This is a genomic window from Halomonas heilongjiangensis, from assembly GCF_002879645.1.
In the GTDB taxonomy this organism is placed as follows: Bacteria; Pseudomonadota; Gammaproteobacteria; order Pseudomonadales; family Halomonadaceae; genus Halomonas; species Halomonas heilongjiangensis.
The window spans coordinates 1-19464 of sequence record NZ_PNRE01000003.1 but is presented as its reverse complement, the minus strand read 5'-3'; the positions used below and the strand labels follow the sequence as shown (position 1 = coordinate 19464).

At 66.7% G+C, this 19464-nt stretch carries 12 protein-coding genes; 5 read left to right on the top strand and 7 right to left on the bottom strand.

The features are described 5' to 3' along the window. The first annotated feature begins 4 nt into the window (after window positions 1-4). Complete coding sequence (locus C1H66_RS00455; RefSeq protein WP_102625959.1) at window positions 5-685, top strand: DsbA family protein; 681 nt, start codon at window positions 5-7, stop codon at window positions 683-685. On the opposite strand, the gene C1H66_RS00450 is transcribed toward C1H66_RS00455, so the two are convergent. The 5 genes from C1H66_RS00450 to C1H66_RS00430 all read right to left on the bottom strand — a co-directional run bounded on the left by C1H66_RS00450 (window position 680) and on the right by C1H66_RS00430 (window position 5489). Beyond that, window positions 680-1651 (bottom strand): DUF2157 domain-containing protein, encoded by a 972-nt coding sequence (locus C1H66_RS00450; RefSeq protein WP_102625958.1) that lies wholly within the window; start codon window positions 1649-1651, stop codon window positions 680-682. The two genes, C1H66_RS00455 and C1H66_RS00450, sit on opposite strands and share 6 nt — an antisense overlap. 253 nt (window positions 1652-1904) lie before the next feature. Then, on the bottom strand, window positions 1905-2189 hold the full coding sequence (locus tag C1H66_RS00445) for a helix-turn-helix domain-containing protein (RefSeq protein ID WP_102625957.1): 285 nt from the start codon (window positions 2187-2189) through the stop codon (window positions 1905-1907). A 150-nt stretch (window positions 2190-2339) separates the two neighbouring features. Then, entirely contained in the window at window positions 2340-3551 is a 1212-nt protein-coding gene (locus C1H66_RS00440) for a DNA glycosylase AlkZ-like family protein (protein ID WP_170064048.1), read from the bottom strand. Window positions 3552-3824: 273 nt separating this feature from the next. Then, complete coding sequence (yghU, locus tag C1H66_RS00435; RefSeq protein ID WP_102625955.1) at window positions 3825-4700, bottom strand: glutathione-dependent disulfide-bond oxidoreductase; 876 nt, start codon at window positions 4698-4700, stop codon at window positions 3825-3827. Between the two features lie 177 nt (window positions 4701-4877). Continuing rightward, a complete protein-coding gene (locus C1H66_RS00430) occupies window positions 4878-5489 on the bottom strand; it encodes an NAD(P)-dependent oxidoreductase (RefSeq protein WP_102625954.1) in 612 nt (203 codons plus the stop codon). A gap of 148 nt (window positions 5490-5637) precedes the next feature. Here C1H66_RS00430 and C1H66_RS00425 point away from each other — a divergent pair, with 148 nt between their 5' ends. Further along, complete coding sequence (locus tag C1H66_RS00425; RefSeq protein WP_102625953.1) at window positions 5638-6009, top strand: winged helix-turn-helix transcriptional regulator; 372 nt, start codon at window positions 5638-5640, stop codon at window positions 6007-6009. A gap of 1 nt (window position 6010) precedes the next feature. On the opposite strand, the gene C1H66_RS00420 is transcribed toward C1H66_RS00425, so the two are convergent. After that, window positions 6011-7093 (bottom strand): CobW family GTP-binding protein, encoded by a 1083-nt coding sequence (locus tag C1H66_RS00420; protein ID WP_102625952.1) that lies wholly within the window; start codon window positions 7091-7093, stop codon window positions 6011-6013. A gap of 219 nt (window positions 7094-7312) precedes the next feature. Here C1H66_RS00420 and aztC point away from each other — a divergent pair, with 219 nt between their 5' ends. Together aztC and aztD are read left to right on the top strand one after the other, a co-directional pair. After that, window positions 7313-8311: a zinc ABC transporter substrate-binding protein AztC gene (gene aztC / locus C1H66_RS00415; protein ID WP_240618166.1), complete on the top strand. Its 999-nt coding sequence runs from the start codon at window positions 7313-7315 to the stop codon at window positions 8309-8311. Window positions 8312-8363: 52 nt separating this feature from the next. Then, window positions 8364-9683, top strand: coding sequence for a zinc metallochaperone AztD (gene aztD, locus C1H66_RS00410; protein WP_170064047.1), 1320 nt, complete (start codon window positions 8364-8366; stop codon window positions 9681-9683). 144 nt (window positions 9684-9827) lie between these two features. Here the strand turns inward: aztD and C1H66_RS00400 are convergent, their stop codons facing one another. After that, on the bottom strand, window positions 9828-11990 hold the full coding sequence (locus tag C1H66_RS00400) for a TonB-dependent siderophore receptor (RefSeq protein ID WP_240618165.1): 2163 nt from the start codon (window positions 11988-11990) through the stop codon (window positions 9828-9830). Between the two features lie 431 nt (window positions 11991-12421). On the opposite strand from C1H66_RS00400, the gene C1H66_RS00390 reads away from it, so the two are divergent. Continuing rightward, complete coding sequence (locus tag C1H66_RS00390; RefSeq protein WP_170064046.1) at window positions 12422-19111, top strand: nSTAND1 domain-containing NTPase; 6690 nt, start codon at window positions 12422-12424, stop codon at window positions 19109-19111. The last annotated feature ends 353 nt before the right edge of the window (window positions 19112-19464 follow it).

Below are 19464 nucleotides of genomic sequence, written 5' to 3'. Positions count from 1 at the left end.
CCCCATGAACGACCAGGCAACCTCTTTCCGCCCCGACAACGCCGGGGCGGTAACCCTGCACTACATCCTCGATCCATTGTGCGGCTGGTGCTATGCCGTCGCACCGTTGATCCAGGCGGCGCACGAATCGCTGCCGGTAGCGTTTCATGCCGGTGGCATGATGGCCGGCGCCAACCGCCACCCCGTGACGCCGCAGCTGCGCCAGAGGGTGGAACCGCACGACCGGCGGATCGCACGGCTCAGCGGCCAACCGTTTGGAGAAGCCTATCGCGATGGTCTGCTCTGCGACCAAAGCGCGGTGTTCGATTCCGAGCCACCGATCACCGCCATGCTCGCGGCCGACGAGATCGACGGCCGGGGGCTTGATCTGCTGGCACGCCTGCAGACAGCCCACTACGTCGAAGGGCGGCGCATCTCCGACCCAGCGGTGCTACACGCATTGGCGTTGGATATCGGGCTCGACGGGTTCGCCTTCGACGCGGCCTACGCCACACAGCAGGGCGAGCCGACCTGGACACATATCCGCGCCAGCCGGGAACTGCTGGCCCGCGTGGATGGGGCGGGGTTTCCGACACTGGTACTCGAACGCCAGGGCCGCCACGAGGTCATGGACATCATGGGGTATCTTGGCCAGCCGTCGGCCTGGCCGAGCCGTCTCGCAGAGGTAGCACGCAGCGGCTCATGATTCCATCTCCGCGTGGAGCCGCTTGAGCCAGAACACCGCCGCGGCGCCCAAGCCCAATACCGCCAGGGACATCAACAGGAAACCGGCCGCCTCGGCTTGCCAGAACAGGTGCCTGGCGAGGAAAAGCGTCGTCACGACAATCGCCGACAGGCAGCCCCCCGCCAGCATGAACAGGTCGGGTTTCCAGTGGCGGTAGACGGCGTAGAGCGCCATCAGCCACAGGGCATACGCCAGCAGCGACGGCGAGAAGGCCGCCCGCTCGTCGAGGATGAACGTCATCACCAGCAGCGTGATCGGGATGCCGCTGCCCAGCGCCAGCAGGCGGACGGGCCACCCGGCCGCGAGCCAACGCCAGCGCCGCGCCCCCAGCTCCCACGCGACCAGCGCCAGGGTGTTGAGCAGGAACAGCCCCCACAGGGCGGAGGCATCGCCCGCGACCCAGGCATCCAATGGCCCGCCCCAGGTGCGGAAATAGAGCAGCACGGCGAGGTCGAGCAGCCCCAGCCACAGTACCCAGAGCACGTCGAAGCGGGCGACCAGCACCCAGGGCAGCATCAGCAGCGCCCAGGTGAAGAACAGCTGCCAGGGGTCGGCGCCGGTCTGGTACACCTGGCCGAACAGCGCCAGCAGCACCCCCAGCAGCAGCGCCGCCGCCGTCAGAACGGCATGGCCCATCATCCCGCGCCCGTCGACAATCCAGTAAACGGCAACGGCCAGCACCAGCGCCGCCTCCACCAGCCCGAGGCGCAACAAGCGACCCATCTCGGACCAGTTGTAGGCGATGAGGAACAGCACCGCGAAGGCCAGCGCCAGGCAGCCGAGCCACAACAGCAGCCGATCCAGGAACACGGACCAGGCCCGGCCCGTGGGATGGAGCCCGGAGAGCCGGACGGCGCGTTCCACCTGCTCGTCCGGTATGGCGCCCCGCTCGATCAAAGCGACCAGCTGACGACGGATCGAAGTCATGTCATTCCCTTGCTCGGTTCTCGACAACCCTTCTCGACAACTCTTCTCGACACCCCGGGATGTCGAACACCATCCCCCTGCCATCCAGCCCCCAGGGCGGGCCAACCTCTTGCCACTACCGGGTCACTTTGCGGCGAATCGCTGGGGATCGCAATCGCGTCTTTCCCATGGGTCACAACGGTGCCTGAGAAAAACCGGTACTGGCTGGCACCGGCGTGAAGGACGGCGGAAGCGCGAGCCGGTTGGCCTCGACTCAGTGCGACGACCGAGCGAAGTCGGGGATGCGAAAGCGCCGGCGATAGGCGCTCGGGTTGAGGCCGGTGGTGCGCTTGAACAGCCGCCGGATGAAGGCCGAGTCCTCGTAGCCGACCCGCCAGCTGATCTCTTCGACCGAGGCCTCGGTCGCTCGAGCCGGCGCTTGGCGTCTTCGATGCGCAGGCGCAACGCGGCCGAAACGCCCTTCAACCTGATCCTCGAAGCGCGCCGCTGACGAGGCCGGAGGCGCGGGCCCGGGTAACCGGGCCCCTCCTCGTTGCATGCTCCCCCATTGGGCCCACCTCAACCGGCGGGCCGGTCACGGGATCCTCGTCGACGCCCACCTTAAGGGACGCCGAGCGAAGGCGTCGAGGTGATAGAGATCGAGCTTCATGGGGAAACAGTCCTTTGCCAACTACTCAATGGGGTCGGTTCATGTGACCGCCCGCTGCCAGGCGCATCGGGCCTCGCGACCGAGGCCCCTGGGCAGGACGAGACGGGTAGCGCCGAGGTAATCGAGAAACTCACGGGCGGTCTGCTGAAGGGCCTCGGGCAGGCCCTCGGGAAGCCTGGCCGGATGGATGTCGGGCTCCCAGTGCCAGGCGAGGAGGGTCAAGGTGCCCTGCTGGCACTTGGCGTCGAAGCGAGCAATGAAGCGCTCGCCCCACAGCACCGGCAGCACATAGTACCCCCAGCGCCGCTGGGCCAGGGGCTTGTAGACCTCCCAGACGTAATCGAAACCGAAGACCCGGGCAACGCCACCGCGGTCCCATATCAGCGGATCCAGCGGGGCGAGAAAACGCATTCCCTGACTCGTGGAACCGGCCGAGTCGGGGGCCTCCTCCAGGACCGAGAGTGCCTCAGGCGTGGTCCAGTAGCCCGTGCCTTCCACGTCGAGCTCGATCAACTCTCCCCTGGCGATGGCCCGTGCGGCGATTCGATCCCGCTCCGCGCGCGGGCAGGGCAGCAACCAGACGGCGGCATCGGCAGTGGGACGCAGCAAGCCAGCGGCCTGCACGCGACGGACCACCAGCCGTTGCAGGGCATCGTCCTGCGTGGCGTCCGGCACGCTCGCGCCCCGGGGCAGCACGCGTTCGGGCAAGTCGTAGGCATGGCGACCGCCCACTCGATGGTGCGTCATCAAGCGCCCGGTGTCCCATAGCGCCTTGAGCAGATGACGCGAGCGCTTGGGTCCGTACCAACTGCCGCGCAATGCAGGGTCGGCCCGTTGATCGCCGAGCTCGAGGCTGGTGGCGGGGCCATGGCGTTCGACCTGGTCGACCAGGGCGAGGGCTTCCGGGGACTCGACATCCACGCCACGCTGTCGCCAGCGCCGGGCGAACCAGCGATGGAACGGCGCCTGGGCCCACCACTCCCCGGGCTGGATCAGGCTGGCCTGCTTGTCCCAGCCATCGACCAGCAGCCGCTGACCATAGGCCGCATGCAGCCAGTCACCCCGCCGGTAGCCGGGCACACGGGACTGCAGGACCAGGTCCGGGTTGGTACCGACCGGCGCCAGGGGATCGAACTGAATGGTCCCCAGGCGACGCACGACGGTCGCCAGCGGCGCCTGTCGGAAGTGATAGCGCACCAGCAGGCGGCGGGCATCGGCACGAGCCAGGGTGAGGCCTTGTTGGGCGGTCATCGGCAATCCTTGTCCCGGGGCATCCCCCATCTTAGGTGAACCGTTCCGGTTTGCCCGACATCCGGCAGGGCTCCCCCACACACATCACGATCAGGGCGAGCAAGGTGTGCTCAACCAATGCTGGCCGATCAGTGCTCCTGTTTATCGCTTCTTATCCTGCTTGACCTGCTGCTCCAAGGCTTCCAGCCCCGCAGGTCCTCGAGACCTACCTGCTCCCCTCCTGACGAACTTGTAAGAATTCCTTACAGGTTGCCTCCGGAGCGCGTCCCCGGTTCAAGCCGTCACCCCTCGCTTGTCCTGGGTCTTCGTCTCGAAGTCGTCGGTGTCGTGGCGCTCGTGGAGCTGCATCGAGGGTTCCCCGAAGGTGCGGTTGACCATGCGCCCACGCTGCACCGCCGGGCGGGCATCGATCTCTTTCGCCCAGCGCTGCACGTGCGCGTACTCCTGCACCTGCAGGAACTCGCCGGCGTCGTAGAGCCGGCCCAGCGCCAGCTGGCCGTACCAGGGCCAGGTGGCGATATCGGCGATGCTGTAGTCGTCGCCCCCCAGGTAGCGGGTCTCGGCCAGGCGGCGGTCGAGCACGTCGAGCTGGCGCTTGGCCTCCATGGCGTAGCGGTCGATGGCGTACTCGAGCTTCTCGGGCGCATAGGCGTAGAAGTGACCGAAGCCGCCGCCCAGGAAGGGCGCGCTGCCCATCTGCCAGAACAGCCAGTTCAGGGTCTCGGTGCGCCCGGTCAGGCTCCCCGGCAGGAACTCCCCGAACCTCTCGGCGAGGTAGAGCAGGATCGAACCCGACTCGAAGACCCGAATCGGCTCGGACGCGCTGCGGTCGACCAGGGCCGGGATCTTCGAGTTGGGGTTGATCGCGACGAAGCCGCTGCCGAACTGGTCGCCCTCGCCGATGCGGATCAACCAGGCGTCGTACTCGGCGTCCTGGTAGCCCAGCGCCAGCAGCTCCTCCAGCATCACCGTGACCTTCACCCCGTTGGGCGTGGCCAGCGAATAGAGCTGGAAGGGGTGCTCGCCCACCGGCAGCGCCTTGTCGTGGATGGGGCCGGCGATGGGCCGGTTGATGCTGGCGAAGTCCCCGCCGTTCGCCTTGTCCCAGGTCCAGACCCGCGGCGGGGTGTAGTCGGTCGCTTGACTCATGACAGCTCCTTCAAGGTAGTGACGCGGACCCATGCCGAGCTTCATGTCGGATGGGCCCTCTCCGTTCAGTCAGACAAACGATAGCCTGATAATGTTTCGGCCGCGACTCGAGGCGGCCAAGCGCCGCCCCGGGCACCCGCGTGCCCGAGCAGCGGCCGGCGCGGCCCTCGGCGGGGATCAATAGCCCACGGTGAAGCGCTGCCGCACGTGAGCGGGCCGCTCGAGCTCGTCGACCAGGGCGATGGCGTAGTCCTCGAAGGAGATGCTGGAGCCGTGCTCGTTGCTCAGCAGCATCTCCTTGCCGAGGCGGAACGTGCCGGTACGCTCCCCCGGGATGAACAGCGCCGAGGGTGACAGGAAGGTCCAGTCGAGATCCTCGACCGTTCTCAGCCGCTCCAGGAAGACCACGCCTGCGCTCGCTTCCGCCTTGTACTCGGCGGGAAACTCCGGCTGGTCGATCAGGCGCTGGCCGGGCGCGACTTCCAGGCTGCCGGCCCCGCCCACCACCAGGTAACGCCTCACCCCCGCATCGCGTACCGCGCCGACCAGGGTATCGGCATCGCTGGCGGAAAAGTGCACCGCGCTGATCACCGCATCGTGGCCGCGCAGGGTGTCGGCCAACTCCGCCCGGTCGTTGGCATCCCCCGGGCGGGCCGTTACCCCGGGCAGGGTGGCGATCCTGTCGGGATGCCGGGCGATGGCGGTCACCGTGTGACCGCGGTCGGAGAGTTCCTTGAGGGTGCGGGAACCGGCGTTGCCGGAGGCGCCGATAAGAGCGACGTTGGCCATGACTGAGACTCCTTGGTTTGCATTCGAGACCTGGTCTACTAAATAGACCCAAGCGGCAAACTATGGTACTTCTTGCCCCTGCGCAAGAAGTCACCGCCATGCGACCCGGTCACACCGCCCTGACCCATGAGCGCCCAAGGAGCCCGCCATGCCACAACCACAACCCGAGAGCATCGAGTTCGATCACCCCTGCCCGATCCGCGACGTGCTCGACCGCATCGGCGATCAATGGAGCGTGCTCATCCTCCTCACCCTGCAGCCCGGCACCAAGCGCTTCAACGCGCTGATGCGCGAGATCGGCGACATCTCCAAGCAGATGCTCTCGCGCACCCTCAAGCACCTGGAACAGGATGGCTTCATCACCCGCACGGTCTATCCGGAAGTGCCGCCGCGCGTGGAGTACCGCCTCACCGAGCTCGGCCACTCCTTCCTCGAGCCGATGCAAGCCCTGGTGACCTGGGCCGACGCCCACCACCGCACCATCGCCGAGGCGCGGAGGCGTTATCGGGGTGGCGAGTGAATCAGGAGGCTTGCGCAGGCTGGAAGTAGTCGAACAACCGCGTGACCGCCTCGGGCGCCACCCCGTTGGTAATGAACACGAAACGCGAGACACCATCGCTGCAGGCCTCGACGGGCAACGGCTCGGGGGGATGAAAGATGTGCTGTACACCGTGCAAGGCAAGCGGCTGCTCCCGCCCGGCAATCTTCACGATGGCCTTCACCCGCAGGATCCTTTCCCCCAGCAGCGACATCAGCAGATCCAGCCACTCCTCCAGGACCTCGGGCACGATAGGCTCCTCCACGGTGAAGCAGAATGAACGAATCTGTTCGCCGTGCCGGGTAAGCGCCGGGCCGGAGGCAGGCGCCAGCATCGAGACCAGGGAGCCGGGAGCCGAAGGCGCCAGACCCGCGGCGGGTGAGACCTGTGCGTAGGAAGCGGCGTGCAGCCAGCGATCGGCGCGCTGACCGTGCATGGGCAAGCCGCCATCGGTGAGATGCTCGGCGTCAAGCTCACCATGGCGCACCTGCAGCTGCTCGGCGGCCGGGTTGATCGTTGCCAGATGACTGGCGAGCCGAGAAAGCCGCACCTCGTCCACCAGGTCCGTCTTGGTGATCAGCAAGCGGTCGGCGACGGCCACCTGCCGCTGCGATTCACGATGGGCGTTCAGGGTCGAGAGACCGCTGGCGGCATCCACCAGGCAGATCACACCATCCAGGTAAAGCTGGTCCGCCAGCCAGTAATCGGTCATCAGGGTGTGCAGGATGGGTGCCGGGTCGGCCAGCCCGGTGGTCTCGATGATCACTCGCGAGAAGGGCTCGCCGCCACCCCGCTCGAGCGCCTCGCAGGCCTTCTGCACGGTTCGGCTGAAGTCACCGCGGATGGTGCAGCACAGGCAGCCGCTGCTCATTTCCACGACGGTATGCTCGTCGCTCTCGGCGACCAGCCGGTGGTCCAACCCGATATCGCCGAATTCGTTGATCACCACCAGCGCATCCTTCATGGCGGGCTGACGCACCAGGCGATTGAGCAGCGTGGTCTTGCCGCTGCCGAGAAAGCCGGTCAGTACGGTAACGGGAATCAGGTCTTTGGCATCAGGGCTCATACGAAGCACCGTAACGGGTCAGTGTGATTTGTCGGGCTATGTCTTCGTTCATTGTCTTCGTTCATTGCCCCGCCGTTGGGTGGTGGGTGGGGGCGGGTGTCATGGCATAGGCATGTGGGGGTCGCGTTGCCCTCATATATCATATGTTATAACATAACAAAAGGATGCGAAACGCACCGAACGGCCAAGCGCTGCGCTAGCTCTCCATCCGCCCGCCTCATGCAGCAGTTCGCCATACGTGGCAACCCGCTGGAACCGCTAGAACAAAGGAACGAACGTATGCCCAGAGCGTGGAAACTCGCCCTCATCACCGGCATGGCCCTCTTCTGGCTGCAGGCCCTTTCCGCGCTGCATGCCGAGGAGAAGCTCGAGGTCGTAGCGACCTTCTCGATCATCGGCGACTTCGCCCGGCAGGTCGGCGGGGAACGGATCGAGCTGCGCACCCTGGTCGGGCCGAACGCCGACGTCCACGTTTACGAACCCAGGCCCGCCGATGCGATCGCGCTTGCCCAGGCAGACGTCGTGCTGGCGAACGGGCTGATGTTCGAAGGCTTTCTCAGTCGGCTCATCGAGGCGAGCGACACCGCGGCCCGGGTCGTCGAATTGACCGAGGGTGCCGACATCCTGCGCGACCCGCTGGGCGGCCACTATCACTTCCACGGTGACCGCGCCGTGTTCCACGAAGCCTCCTTTGACCCCCACGCCTGGCAATCGGTGGCCAACGCCAAGGTCTACGTCGAGAACATCGCCAGCGCCTTCTGCGAAGCGGACGACAGCGGCTGCCCCGGCTACACCCGGAACGCACGCGCCTATCTCGAAGAGCTGGACGCGCTTCACGAGGAGGTCGGCCAGACCATCGCCGCCATCCCCGAGGAGCGTCGCGGGGCCGTGGTCGCCCATCATGCCTTTCGCTACTTCGAAGACGCCTACGGCGTGACCTTCCTCGCCCCCCAGGGCATCTCCACGGAGGCGGAAGCCTCCGCCGCGGATGTCGCCAGCCTCATCGACGACATCCGCGAGCAGCGCGCCGCCGGCGCGTTCGCCGAGAACATCTCCGATCCCCGCCTGGTCGAGCAGATCGCCACCGAAGCCGGCCTGACGCTCGGCGGCACGCTCTTTTCGGATGCGCTCTCCGCGCCAGACGGTCCGGCATCCAGTTATGTGGAGCTGATGCGCCACAACGCCACCACGCTCGGCACATCCCTGGCCGCCGACTGACACTGTCGCCCGGACGCCCTGCCTGTCATCACCCCAGCCAAGGAGTTGAAGAATGAGAAGAACACCCCTGAGCCTAGCCGTCTCCCTGCTGGCCGCCGGCCTGGCCGCCGGCCTGGCGGCCGGCAGTGCCCATGCCGATGACGAGGAGCTCACGGCCTGGCGGCTGTTCGTCGCCGACCACAGCGACCCGGTGGTGCATGTCATCGACGCGGTAGAAGGCGAGCTGCTCGAGTCGTTCGACCTTCGCGGCGCGGCGTCGCTCTATCGCAGCCACAGCGGTGAGGCCGTGTATGCGGTGCAGGGCTCGGCCGATGCCGTCACCACGATCGCCACGGGCATCGCCTTTCACGACCACGGCGACCACGCCGATATCGAGGTCACGGCACCCCGGCTGACCGGCACCGAGATCGATGGCGACTACCCGGTGCACTTCGTGGAGCACCACGGCCACTGGGCCACGTTCTTCGACAACGAAGGCGTCGCCCGGATCTTCCGCGAGCGCGATGCGCTGGCGGGAAGCGTCGAGCTTCGCGAAGTGGATGCGGGCGCCCCCCACCACGGCGTGGTCGTGCCCTATGGCGACTACGACCTGGTGTCCGAGCCGCACCCCGAGGCCCCCTCGAACCTGCCCGTCGGCATCCGGGTGCAGGATCGTGACGGTACCCAGGTGGGCGAGCTGGCCGAATGCCCCGACCTGCATGGCGAGGCGGCAACGGGCAACCTGATGGCCTTCGCCTGCGAGACGGGCCTGCTGATCGTTCGCTCGGGGGACGGCACCCCCTCCATCGAGCACCTGCCCTATGCCGACACGCTGCCCGAGGGCAAGGCGACCACGCTGGTCGGCGGCCGCGGGCTGCAGTACTTCATGGGCAACTATCTTGGCAGCAATGGCCAGAGCGCCGTGGTGCTGATCGACCCGAACGAAGACGAGGCCTTCCGCCAGGTCGAACTGCCCACCCGCCGCGTGCACTTCGCCGTCGACCCGATCCGGGCCCGCTACGCCTATGTGTTCACCGAGGATGGCCAGCTCCACCGGCTCGACGTGCTCGCCGGCGAGATCAGCCAGTCGCTGCGGCTCACCGACCCTTACTCCATGGACGGCCACTGGCGGGACCCACGCCCGCGCGTGACGGTGGCCGGCGAGCACGTCTTCGTGACCGACCCGCTCGAGGGCAAGCTGCACCGGGTGGATGCGGTGAGCTTCGAGAAAGTCGGCGAGGTGGAAGTCGCAGGCACGCCCTTCAGCATCGTCGCCGTGGGCGGCACCGGCGTCGCCCACGACCATGATCAAGACCAAGACCACGACCACGACCACGACCACGACCACGACCACGACCACGACCACGACCACGACCACGACCACAGCCATTGAAGGCTGCCCGTGGCGAGCCGGCAAGCGCCGGCTCGCCCTCTCTCCCGCTGCCCCTCTCCCTCTCCCCCTGCCCCTCTCCCTCTCCCTCTCCCTCTCCCTCTCCCCGCTAGCAGCGTCTGGCCGCCCCCGTTCCCACGCCTACGATCAGAACGTCATGCCGAAGGTGGCGAACACGCTGCGCGGCGCACCGGGGAAGGTGGGCACGAACGAGCCCCCGGAGTCGTAGTAACGCTTATCCCCCAGATTCTGGACCATCAACTGCACCCGGTAGCGCTGCCCCTCGCCGAAGCGGTAGATCGCATTGGCATCCCAACGCGTGTAGGAAGGCAGCTCGAAGCTGTTGGCGGTGTTGGCCTGGCGCGCCCCCACGTAGATGGCGCCGAGGCCCACGCTCAACCCCGAGGCCTGGCCGGCGAAGTCGTAGGTGGACCAGAAGCTCGCGGAACGGCGCGGCGCATTGGCCACCCGGTTGCCGACCAGCGCGAGGTCGCTGTCCTCGCTGATCTCGGCCTTGAGCTGCGTATAGCTGGCGAGCAGCCGCCACTGCGGCGTGACGCTGTAGGGCACGTCCAGTTCCCAGCCGCGGCTGCGCTGTTCGCCGACCTGGATCACGTAGTTGAAGTCGTCCGGGTCCGACACCACGCCGTTGCGGCGACGAATGTCGAACAGCGCCAGCGTCGGCTCCAGGCGGCCGTCGAGCAGGCTGAACTTGGCGCCCACTTCGGTCTGCTGGCCCCGCGACGGAGACGGCAGGTCGCCCGCGCGCAGCATGCCGTTGGCGGGCTCGGTGAGGAAGGACTGCGCCCAGCTGGCGTACAGCGAGACCTCCTCGTTGGGCGTCCAGGTCAGGCCGACGCGCGGTGAGAACGCCTCGTCGCTGCGCGTCAACCGCCCCTCCACCGGCAGGTACTCGGCCCGGGCGCCGCTGCGCGAGCGGTCGTAGCGCGCCCCCAGCAGCAGCCGCCACTGGCGGCCCAACTGAAGCTCGTCCTGCAGGTACAATCCGACGTTGTGGCTGTCGTAGCGCGAAGCATCGTAGGGCGCCAGCGGGCCGCTGGGGGCCAGGCCATGCACCGGGTCGGACAGGCTGATCGGCAGGTTGACCGGAAAGCCCCCGGGGCCGAGGAAGGCCTGGGCCTCGAAATCCCACTCGTCGTAGTGGTAGTCGGCGCCCAGCAGCATGCGGTGGCCCACCGCCCCCGTATCGAAGCGGCGCGACACCTCCGCCATCACCGAGGCGTCGGTCTGCTCGTCGACGCTGCGCTGTCGGCGGCGGTTGACCTGGGGGTCGTCGGTGTCGGCCCCGCTGATCGGCTCGAAGCCGTAGGGGTACCACAGCGCATCGGTGCGCGCCCACGACGCCTGGAGCCCGCTGCGCAGCTCCCAGCCACTCTCGAAGGCATGCTCCAGCACCACGGACGCCAGCGCGCTCTCGTTCTCCAGGCGGGCATCCGGCTCGGCATAGTTGTGGTGAATCGGCACCTCGAGGAACAGCGGGCTGTTGCCGAAGCCCCGGTCGAATGACGAGTCGCGACGCCCCAGTTCGAGTTCGGCGGTCAGCGTGGTTTGCGCCGCGGGCCGCCACCTCACCACCGGCGAGATGAATTGGCTTTCGGCCTCCACGAAATCGCGGAAGCTGCCACTGTCCTGCCACGCCCCGGTGACCCGGTAGCTGACGGTATCGCTCAGCGGTCCCGTGGTGTCGAAGGTGCCCCGATAGAAATCGTAGCGCCCGCCCGTCAGGTCGAAACGCGTCTGCGCTTCGTCCAGGGGCTTCCTGGTGACCAGGTTGACCACCCCGCCCGGTTCGAAGCGGCCGTACAGCGCCGACGCCGGCCCCTTGAGCACCTCGATCTGCTCGATGTTCACCAACTCGTCGACCGGCGCGAACACGCTGCGACGAAAGCCGTTCTTCAGGTTCGCCGTGGTGGCGAAGCCGCGCAGACGGAAGCGGTCGTTGCTGCCGCCCCAGCCGACCTGCGGCGTGACACCGGGCACGGTGCGCACGGCCTCGCCGAAGGTCGTGACGCCACGATCCTCGATCAGCTCACTGGTCACCGTCTGGATGGAGAAGGGTGTTTCCTTGACCAGGGCATCGCTCTTGTTGGCCATGGGGGCCACCACATCGCGATACGCACGCTCGCGCGTACCCAGTACCGTGATTGCCTCCAGCTCGTAGGCGGGGCTGCCGGCCACCTCCTCGGCGGCACTGCTTGCCACGGGTATGCCCGCCACGAACACAAGCGATGCACGCAGGCACCAGGGGCCGATGCGCGCGGCCACGGCGCCGATACGAACGAAAGGCATCGTCACGTTCTCCGTAGATCCTTGCACAGGGGAATGACGCACGACCAAGGTGGGAGCGGAGCTCACCGCATGATCCCGACATTAATGTTATGAGATAACATTACAAAAATACCGCGAAGAGATCAAAGCTTTGGTGTGCCTACACCACCAGCATCACGACCGACATGCAGACCAGGAGCGCAAGATAGGCCCTGGCATGCAGGCGATCTGCATGGCGGCCAGGCCGATGGAACCATCCGTGCCGTGGGCGGCGGTCAGCAAGGGGGCGGTGGTCACGCCCGCTCCCATCCAAAGCGCCACATCGCCCTCGCCAAGCGAATAGTCGAGCGTCATCACGCTGGGGAGGACGCCGTTTCAGGTTCGCCTGCGCAAGTCGCAGGAAGTTTGATTAGTCTGAAATGGTAAGAGCGCGACATGATCGGTGGCTCTCGATGCGCGTCTTCATCAGCTACCACTCGCCCGATCAGCCCGAGGCAGAACGGCTGATCGCAGCCCTTGGCAGCGCACTACCGCAGCTTGACCCCTATTTCGCGCCACGCAGCAATGTCGGTGGCGCCTACTGGCTCCCGAGGCTCGGCGACGAGCTGGAGCGGGCGGATGCCGTGCTGCTGCTCATCGGCAAGCGCATCGGGACCTGGCAGGAACTGGAATACTACGAGGCGCTGCGCCTCAATCGGGTCGCCGGGCGGCCGCGCATCGTGCCCGTGCTGCTGGGCGAGGAGACGCCGGGGTTACCCTTCCTGAGTCAGCTTCATCTGCTTCGCGCCGCCCATGGCATGGAGGTGGCCGTGGGCCAGATCCGTGCCGCACTCGAAGGGGCGGATGTGGAGACGCCGGGTCCACCGCCTTGGCGCGAGACGAACCCCTATCGTGGGCTCGAGGCCTTCACCTCGGAGAACGCCGCCTTCTTCTTCGGCCGTGAGGTGCTGACGTGTGAGCTGATCGAGACCATCGCCAGGGCGCACGGCGAGATCCTGACACTCGTCGGCAATTCCGGCGTCGGCAAGTCCTCGATCGTCATGGCCGGGCTCTTTGCCGCACTGCGCAGTCGGCACTGGCCCGGCGACCTCGACCGCCCATGGCCCAGGCCGCTGACGGACAGCCACCGCTGGCAAAGCGTCGTGATCCGCCCCGGCGAGCGACCGCTCAAGTCGCTCGCCCTCGGCTTCGTGCGGCTCTGGCTGGATGACCCCGCCGAGATAGACGCTCAGGCGAACGCCTGGGCGCGGAATTTCCGCGAGGGATCGGAGCTCGTCGATCTCACCGCCGCCGCGCGCGAGCGTCAAGCGGTTCTCACCGGGGATGCCGCGCCGAGCCGCCTCCTCCTGTATGTCGACCAGGGCGAGGAGCTCTATATCCGCGCCGAGCCGGCGGAAGCGACGCGCTTCGCGGCGCTCCTCGCCCAGGCGGCGGCGGAGCCGGGGCTGCTGATCCTGACCAGCCTGCGGTCGGATTTCTATGGCCGACACCAGGCTGACACGGCGCTCTTTCCCGTCAGCCGGCGTATCGATGTGCCACCGCTCACCCGTGCCGAGCTCGAGGAGGTGATCGCGAAACCCGCCGCCCGACTCGGCGCGCGGTTCGACACGCCGGACATCGTCACTGTGATCGCCGAGGCCGCCGACCGCGAACCCGGGGCCCTGCCGCTGCTCTCCTTCCTGATGGCGGAAGCCTGGGATGCGATGCGGAGGGATGAGCGGGCGGAGGGGGTCCTGCGCTTTCCCGTCGAGATGGTGGACATCGGCAAGCCGCTTACCGAACGCGCCGAGGCCTTCCTCGCCGCCGATCCCGGGTGCGAGGAGGCACTGCGCCGGCTCCTGACACTGCGTCTCGCCCATGTACCGAAAGAGGGCGAGGTGGTGCGCCGCCGCGCAGTGCAATCCGAGTGCCGGTCGGACGAGTGGAGCGTGGCCCTCGCCCTCGCCGGTTCGGGGTGGCGGCTGCTGACGACAAGTGAAGTGGGCGGCGAGGCGACGGTCGAGGTCGCCCATGAAATGCTCTTGCGCAAGTGGCCGCGGCTCGCGCGCTGGATCGATGAAGAGCGCGAATTCCTGATCTGGCACAGCCAGCTCGAGACGGCACGGCGGGAATGGGAAGCCGCGCCCGAGGAGGCGCGCGACGAGGCAGTATTGATGGGCCTGGCGTTGGCAACGGCACGGGACTGGATGACGACGCGCAGCGAGGCGCTGTCGGAGGCGGATCGGGCGTTCCTCCGTCGCAGCGTCGACGTCGCCGAGACCAGGCGCGCCGAGGAGCTGCGGCAGGCGCAGGAGCTGGCGGAGGAGCGCGAGCGCTCACGCCGCCGGCTCGCCTGGATCAGCCGGCTCGCGACGGCGGCGGCGGTGATCTTTCTGCTGCTCGGCGGCTGGGCGACGAAGCTGTTCTTCGACGAGCGAGCGGCGAGCGATGCGGCGCAAGTGGCGCTTGGCCGTGAGGAGGCCTCACGCGAACGCGCGGAGCGGCAGGCGATGCGCGCAGACGCCGAAGCGGGACTCGCCGTCGCCAGGAGTCTCGCCATCGTGGCGGACAAGACCCTGAACGAGAACTCCGGAGAGGCCTCTGCCGCGGCGATGATCGCGGTCGACTCGCTCGACCGCCGGGTCACACCCAAAGGTGTCGGCGCCTTGCGAGATGCGCTTGCACTCGCCGCGGGCTCGGCGGTGCCAGCCGACGACGACTGGGCCGACGAGAGTGTCGTCGCCGACGACGGAGAGACCGCTGCCTGGATACGGCGCGACGCACATGGAAGGGATTTCGAGAGCGATGCCGCGCTCTATTCGGACGTCGCACTTCTCGACGCTAGCACCTTCGAGCCGCGATGGACGGGGCAGGTGGAAGGTGGCGCCGACCCGGTGCTCGCTCCGGATGGCCGAACGCTTGTGGTGGGCGGTGCAACGCGCAACGTGCTGGTGCGGGACGCCGAAGCCGACGATCCACGCCGGCTTACAGCCACGGAGGGTGATACGGCGGTGCTGTTCTCGGACGATGGCGAGGACCTGTATGTCGTGCGCGAGGACGGCCGGATCGAGGTTCGGAGAGCGCCGGACTGGCACGTTGCGCACGAACTCTTGTTTCCACGTATGGGTGGGGCAGACCGGATCGAGGCGCGGCTCGTCCCCGAGAGAGACGAGCTTCTCGTCGCCGAGTTCGGTTTTCACCGCGGTTCTATCAGCCGGGTTCCCCTGGACAAAGGCGAGGCGAAAACCCTGCCGGTCGAACTCGACCTGCTTGCAGAGGAACGTGACCAGGGGCATCCCGTCTCCGTCGAGACCGCCGCCGGCTGGGCGGTCAGTAGCCACGATGACGGTTCAACGCGTGTCTGGGATCTCGACGAGGTCGCGGCGCCGGTGGTGCTACGCATAGAAGGGGCGTTGTTGTTGACGACGCGCTCGATCGTTTCGGCGCAAGGACTGATCGCCACGGCTAACCAGCAAAGCGGTTCCTGGATCCGGACGGTTGTTCCGGGTGGGTGGATTCATCTTGACTTGGGTTTATCCGACAACGAGAGCCTCGTCGTCCTCTGGCAGCAGGGCAATACTGCGCGGATAGACGGCTGGCGCCATCCCGGCCGCGCAAATGCGTTGGCGTTCTCGCTCGACGGTGCATGGCTCGTGGCGGGCGGCGCGGGCGGGCTCAGCGCGCGCCGCGTCGACGGGGACCAGGTACTTCGGGCGCTCGAAGCGGAGACCGTGAGCGTTCTTCGCTTCGAGCCGGAGGGCACGCTGCTGGCGGGGACCGAGTCCGGACGCCTGATCAGACTCGCTGCGGACTTCCGCACGATCCTGGCAGAAAGGCGATTCGATCTTCCGCTCCGCCGCATCGTTGCCGATGAAGCTGGCAGGAGCGTTGCGGTGTCGCTGGGCGCAAGCGGTTCGTCGGCCAACTGGACGGACATCCGTATCTCGGATCTGTCGACGGGGGCTCGCCTGTCACACTGGTCGTGGAACGGCGAACTGAGAAATCCCGCGCTTAGCCCCGACGGGCACCTCTTCGCGGCACGGGATGGCCAGACCGATCAGGTCCTCATTTGGAACACCGCCGATGGGGAACTTCGCCACCGGGTCCCGATACAGGGGGGATTCATCGGCTTCGACCCGACCGGCAGCATGCTCTTGGTCAGAGACTCCAAGCTCGCGCTCTACGATGCGGACACTGGGCGGCGACTGGCCGAGCTTGGCGAGGCGGGCGGTGTATACGAGGTTTTCTGGTCCGATGACGATCACTTCGTTGTCACCGGGGGCGGCGGCGCCTTCGCCGGCTGGGATGTGGAGACGGGCGAGACGACATGGCGAACCGAGCCAGGCGAGCACACCTCTTCGGGCTGGCGCAGCGCCGACGGCCGACTCGCCGCCAGCCACGACGGCGCCGAGGAGCGATTGCGGATTTACGATGCTGCGTCTGGTGTGGAGATAGCCGCAATACCGGGACCGCGACCTGACGAGGCCGTTCTATCGAACGATGCTACGCGGATACTGACGGCGTACTATGTTCACGAAGACGAAGGCGCCTCCCGGGACCGTGCGCGAGTCGTTCTCTGGAACATCGAGGAAGGTCGGGCTATCTGGTCCGAAGAATTGGATACGAAGGTGACCAAAACGGCTCGCCTCACGGCGCTGCCGGGTGGCCTGTTCGTCGCCGAAGGTATCGGAGCTGACGATCGCTACATGGCGCCTTGGATCCGCTACTTCCCGGCGGACGGCGACGGGCCGTGGAACCCCGCCGGTAAGGACCCCGTCCGATTCGAGCATCTCGCGACAGACCCGGGGGCGAATGTTGTCCTCCTGCACGATCACGAGGCCATCGAGCTGCGTGATGCTGCGTCAGGAAACCAGATCTGGCGACGGGCTCGAAGCTTTATTGGCGACGGGTCCGTGCCTATCGAAGCCGCATTCCTGCCGAATCGAGCGGGTGTTGCCGTAGCAGAAAGCGGCTATGGGAATCCCAAGCAAAGGCTGCGCATTTTCAACCTCGACACGGGCCGGGAGTCTCTGAGCCGCGAAGGGACAGACTGGGCTGCGGACATCGCCGCATCCAACGATGGATCATCGGTGGTGCTCGCGCTAGACACCGATGAGGGCGCTGCGCTTTCGGTCATCCGCATCGCGGATGGGATGGAACTCAAACGCATACCTCTCATAGACACTCCTGTGACAATCAGAACCCTGCCAGCTTCGGCCCAGGTCGCGATTCGATATTCCTCCTCCATTCTGGAAATTCGGGACCTTGATAGTAGCGAAACGCTGCGACGTTTCGATATGGCCATCACTGCCGATGCATCCGCTCATGCGACGCGTGCTCAGCGCGCCATCACCCAGAAGGGCAACGCTCTTCGCCTGTGGGATACGGCCGCGCTAAGCGAGATAGCGCCCCCAATGGTCGACGGCAAGATCAGGCATCCACGGATTTCCCCCGACGGGGCGCGAGTCGCCTACGCCTTCGAGAGTGCCGAGACAGGCTCCGGCATCAGGCTTCTGGATGTCGACACCGAGGATGAGGCGCGCACGATCCCGGCGGAGGATGTCCGCGGCCTGGACTTTTCTCCCAACGGACGATGGCTCGCGATCCAAGGGGGGCGGCACACGGTGCGCATCGCCGATGTGGAGACCCTGGCGACCCGGCTGACGGTCCGCGCGCTTTCGACGGGAGAAATCAGTCAGGTCGGCTTTACGGGCGACGGCTCCTTCCTCTTCATTGTCGAGAGGGCGAGATACGTCGGCCGCGGTATGCAGAATCACCGTTGGGGTCTCAGGGCGTTCGAGGTTGCCACTGGCCGAGAGGTTGCTCGCCGCGACGTGTCCGGAGCAGAGATCGCAACCGTCCCGGAGTCAGCCGAGATCATCTTCCGCGACGTTGATCGCCGTCTGAGACGGATGCGCCTTCCCGGCGATCCGTTGGACACATGGCTTGCAGCAAGCGCTGACGATGTTGCCACAGCATCCGGCTCCACGATCGCTCTCACGGTTTCGTATTGGAATGCGGATCAGGTTTTCGACGCCAGTGCCGGACCCATTATGAACCTGACGACGGGCGACGAGCCCTACAACGTTCTGGCGGCAGACCTCTCCTCGGACGGGCGTCACGCGCTGCTGTCGCTGCGGGAGCGGGATTGGTCTGACGCTTCCCCAGGAGTTCTGAGCGTGCGCGAGACGGCAACCGGGAACGAGGTTGCTCGGCTTACGCGGGAGCGACACTTCTGGTCCGTCAAGCTCGCAGGGAAGGATGTAGCCCTGTTGTCCGAGCTCGGAAATCACTACGCCGATGATCCTCGGAAGCAGTTGGTCTGGTGGAACTGGCGATCTGGAGAGACGCAGACACTCGTATCCGACAATCCGGTAACCGGGATCGAGATCAGTCCCGACGGCCGACTCTTCGCGACGGCCGAAGGTAGTCAGGACGACACCCCCGAGAACCGGCGCATCTTGGGTGACCGGCTGGTCCGGGTCTGGGACGTCGAGACCGGAGCGGAGCTGCTTCGAGTGTCGACGGAATTCACCTTCTCCAGGCTCGCCTTCTCGCCGGACAATCGTTTCCTGGCGGTGATGGAGAAGGCCTCGGGACTCGTCGTGGATCTCGAGACTGGCCGGGTCGCGCTTACGCTCGGCCCCGCGCATGAGGCGAGGCCGGACGGAACGCCTCATATCGTGAACGACACCATCCCGATGCAAGTGAACCGACTCTGGCCGGGGTTCACCGAGGGTGGCGGGAACCTGGTCGTTGTCACCGAGGCGGATATCGTCATGCATGATCTCGAGACCGGTAAGACGACGAGCCTGCCCGAGGCCGAAGCGATCAAGGGCGCCTCCTTCTCGGCGGATGGCCGCTTCGTTGCGGTCATCGCAGGCGATGCAGCACGGATATGGGATCTGACCACGCATGCCTTGGTGGCCAACATGTCGGTGAACGGCCTTCGCACACTCCATTTCGCCGGGCCGGACGCCTCGAACTTGCTCGCCCTCGGGAATGCCGGTGTCGTGCGTCTGAACTGGCGACCGGAAGAACTTATCGATCTCGCTTGCCATGCCTTCTCCCGCGACGGATGGCACAGGAGTCGTTTCAGACTCACTGGTGAAACCCAGCCAGGACCGTGCGGAGCACAAAGCGTGGCAGACCGGAAGCCGTGACATGGGGCCGGCCGTGGCCCGATCGTCGGTCACGCGGGAGACGCCTTTTAGCTCGCACCACCAGTGCACTTCGCTGAGACCTTGTCGTACTCGTCGTGGCGGTGCCACCACAAGCCCGTCTCGTTGCGCCCCTTGGGGCACGGTCGAGCCACTGGTGCATGCCCCAGAGGTTCGCGGTCATGAGATACATTTAGTGCCAGGTGACCGAACGCGGGGAGGAACAAGGGTGGCGGGATTGCAATGGACTCGCTGATCACGGCCGCGGCGCGTGCGCTGGCGGCGGGTGATCCCCTCGGCGCCTTGAACCGGGTCGCGCTGCGCGACGATGCGCCGGCGCTCGCGCTGCGCGGGAT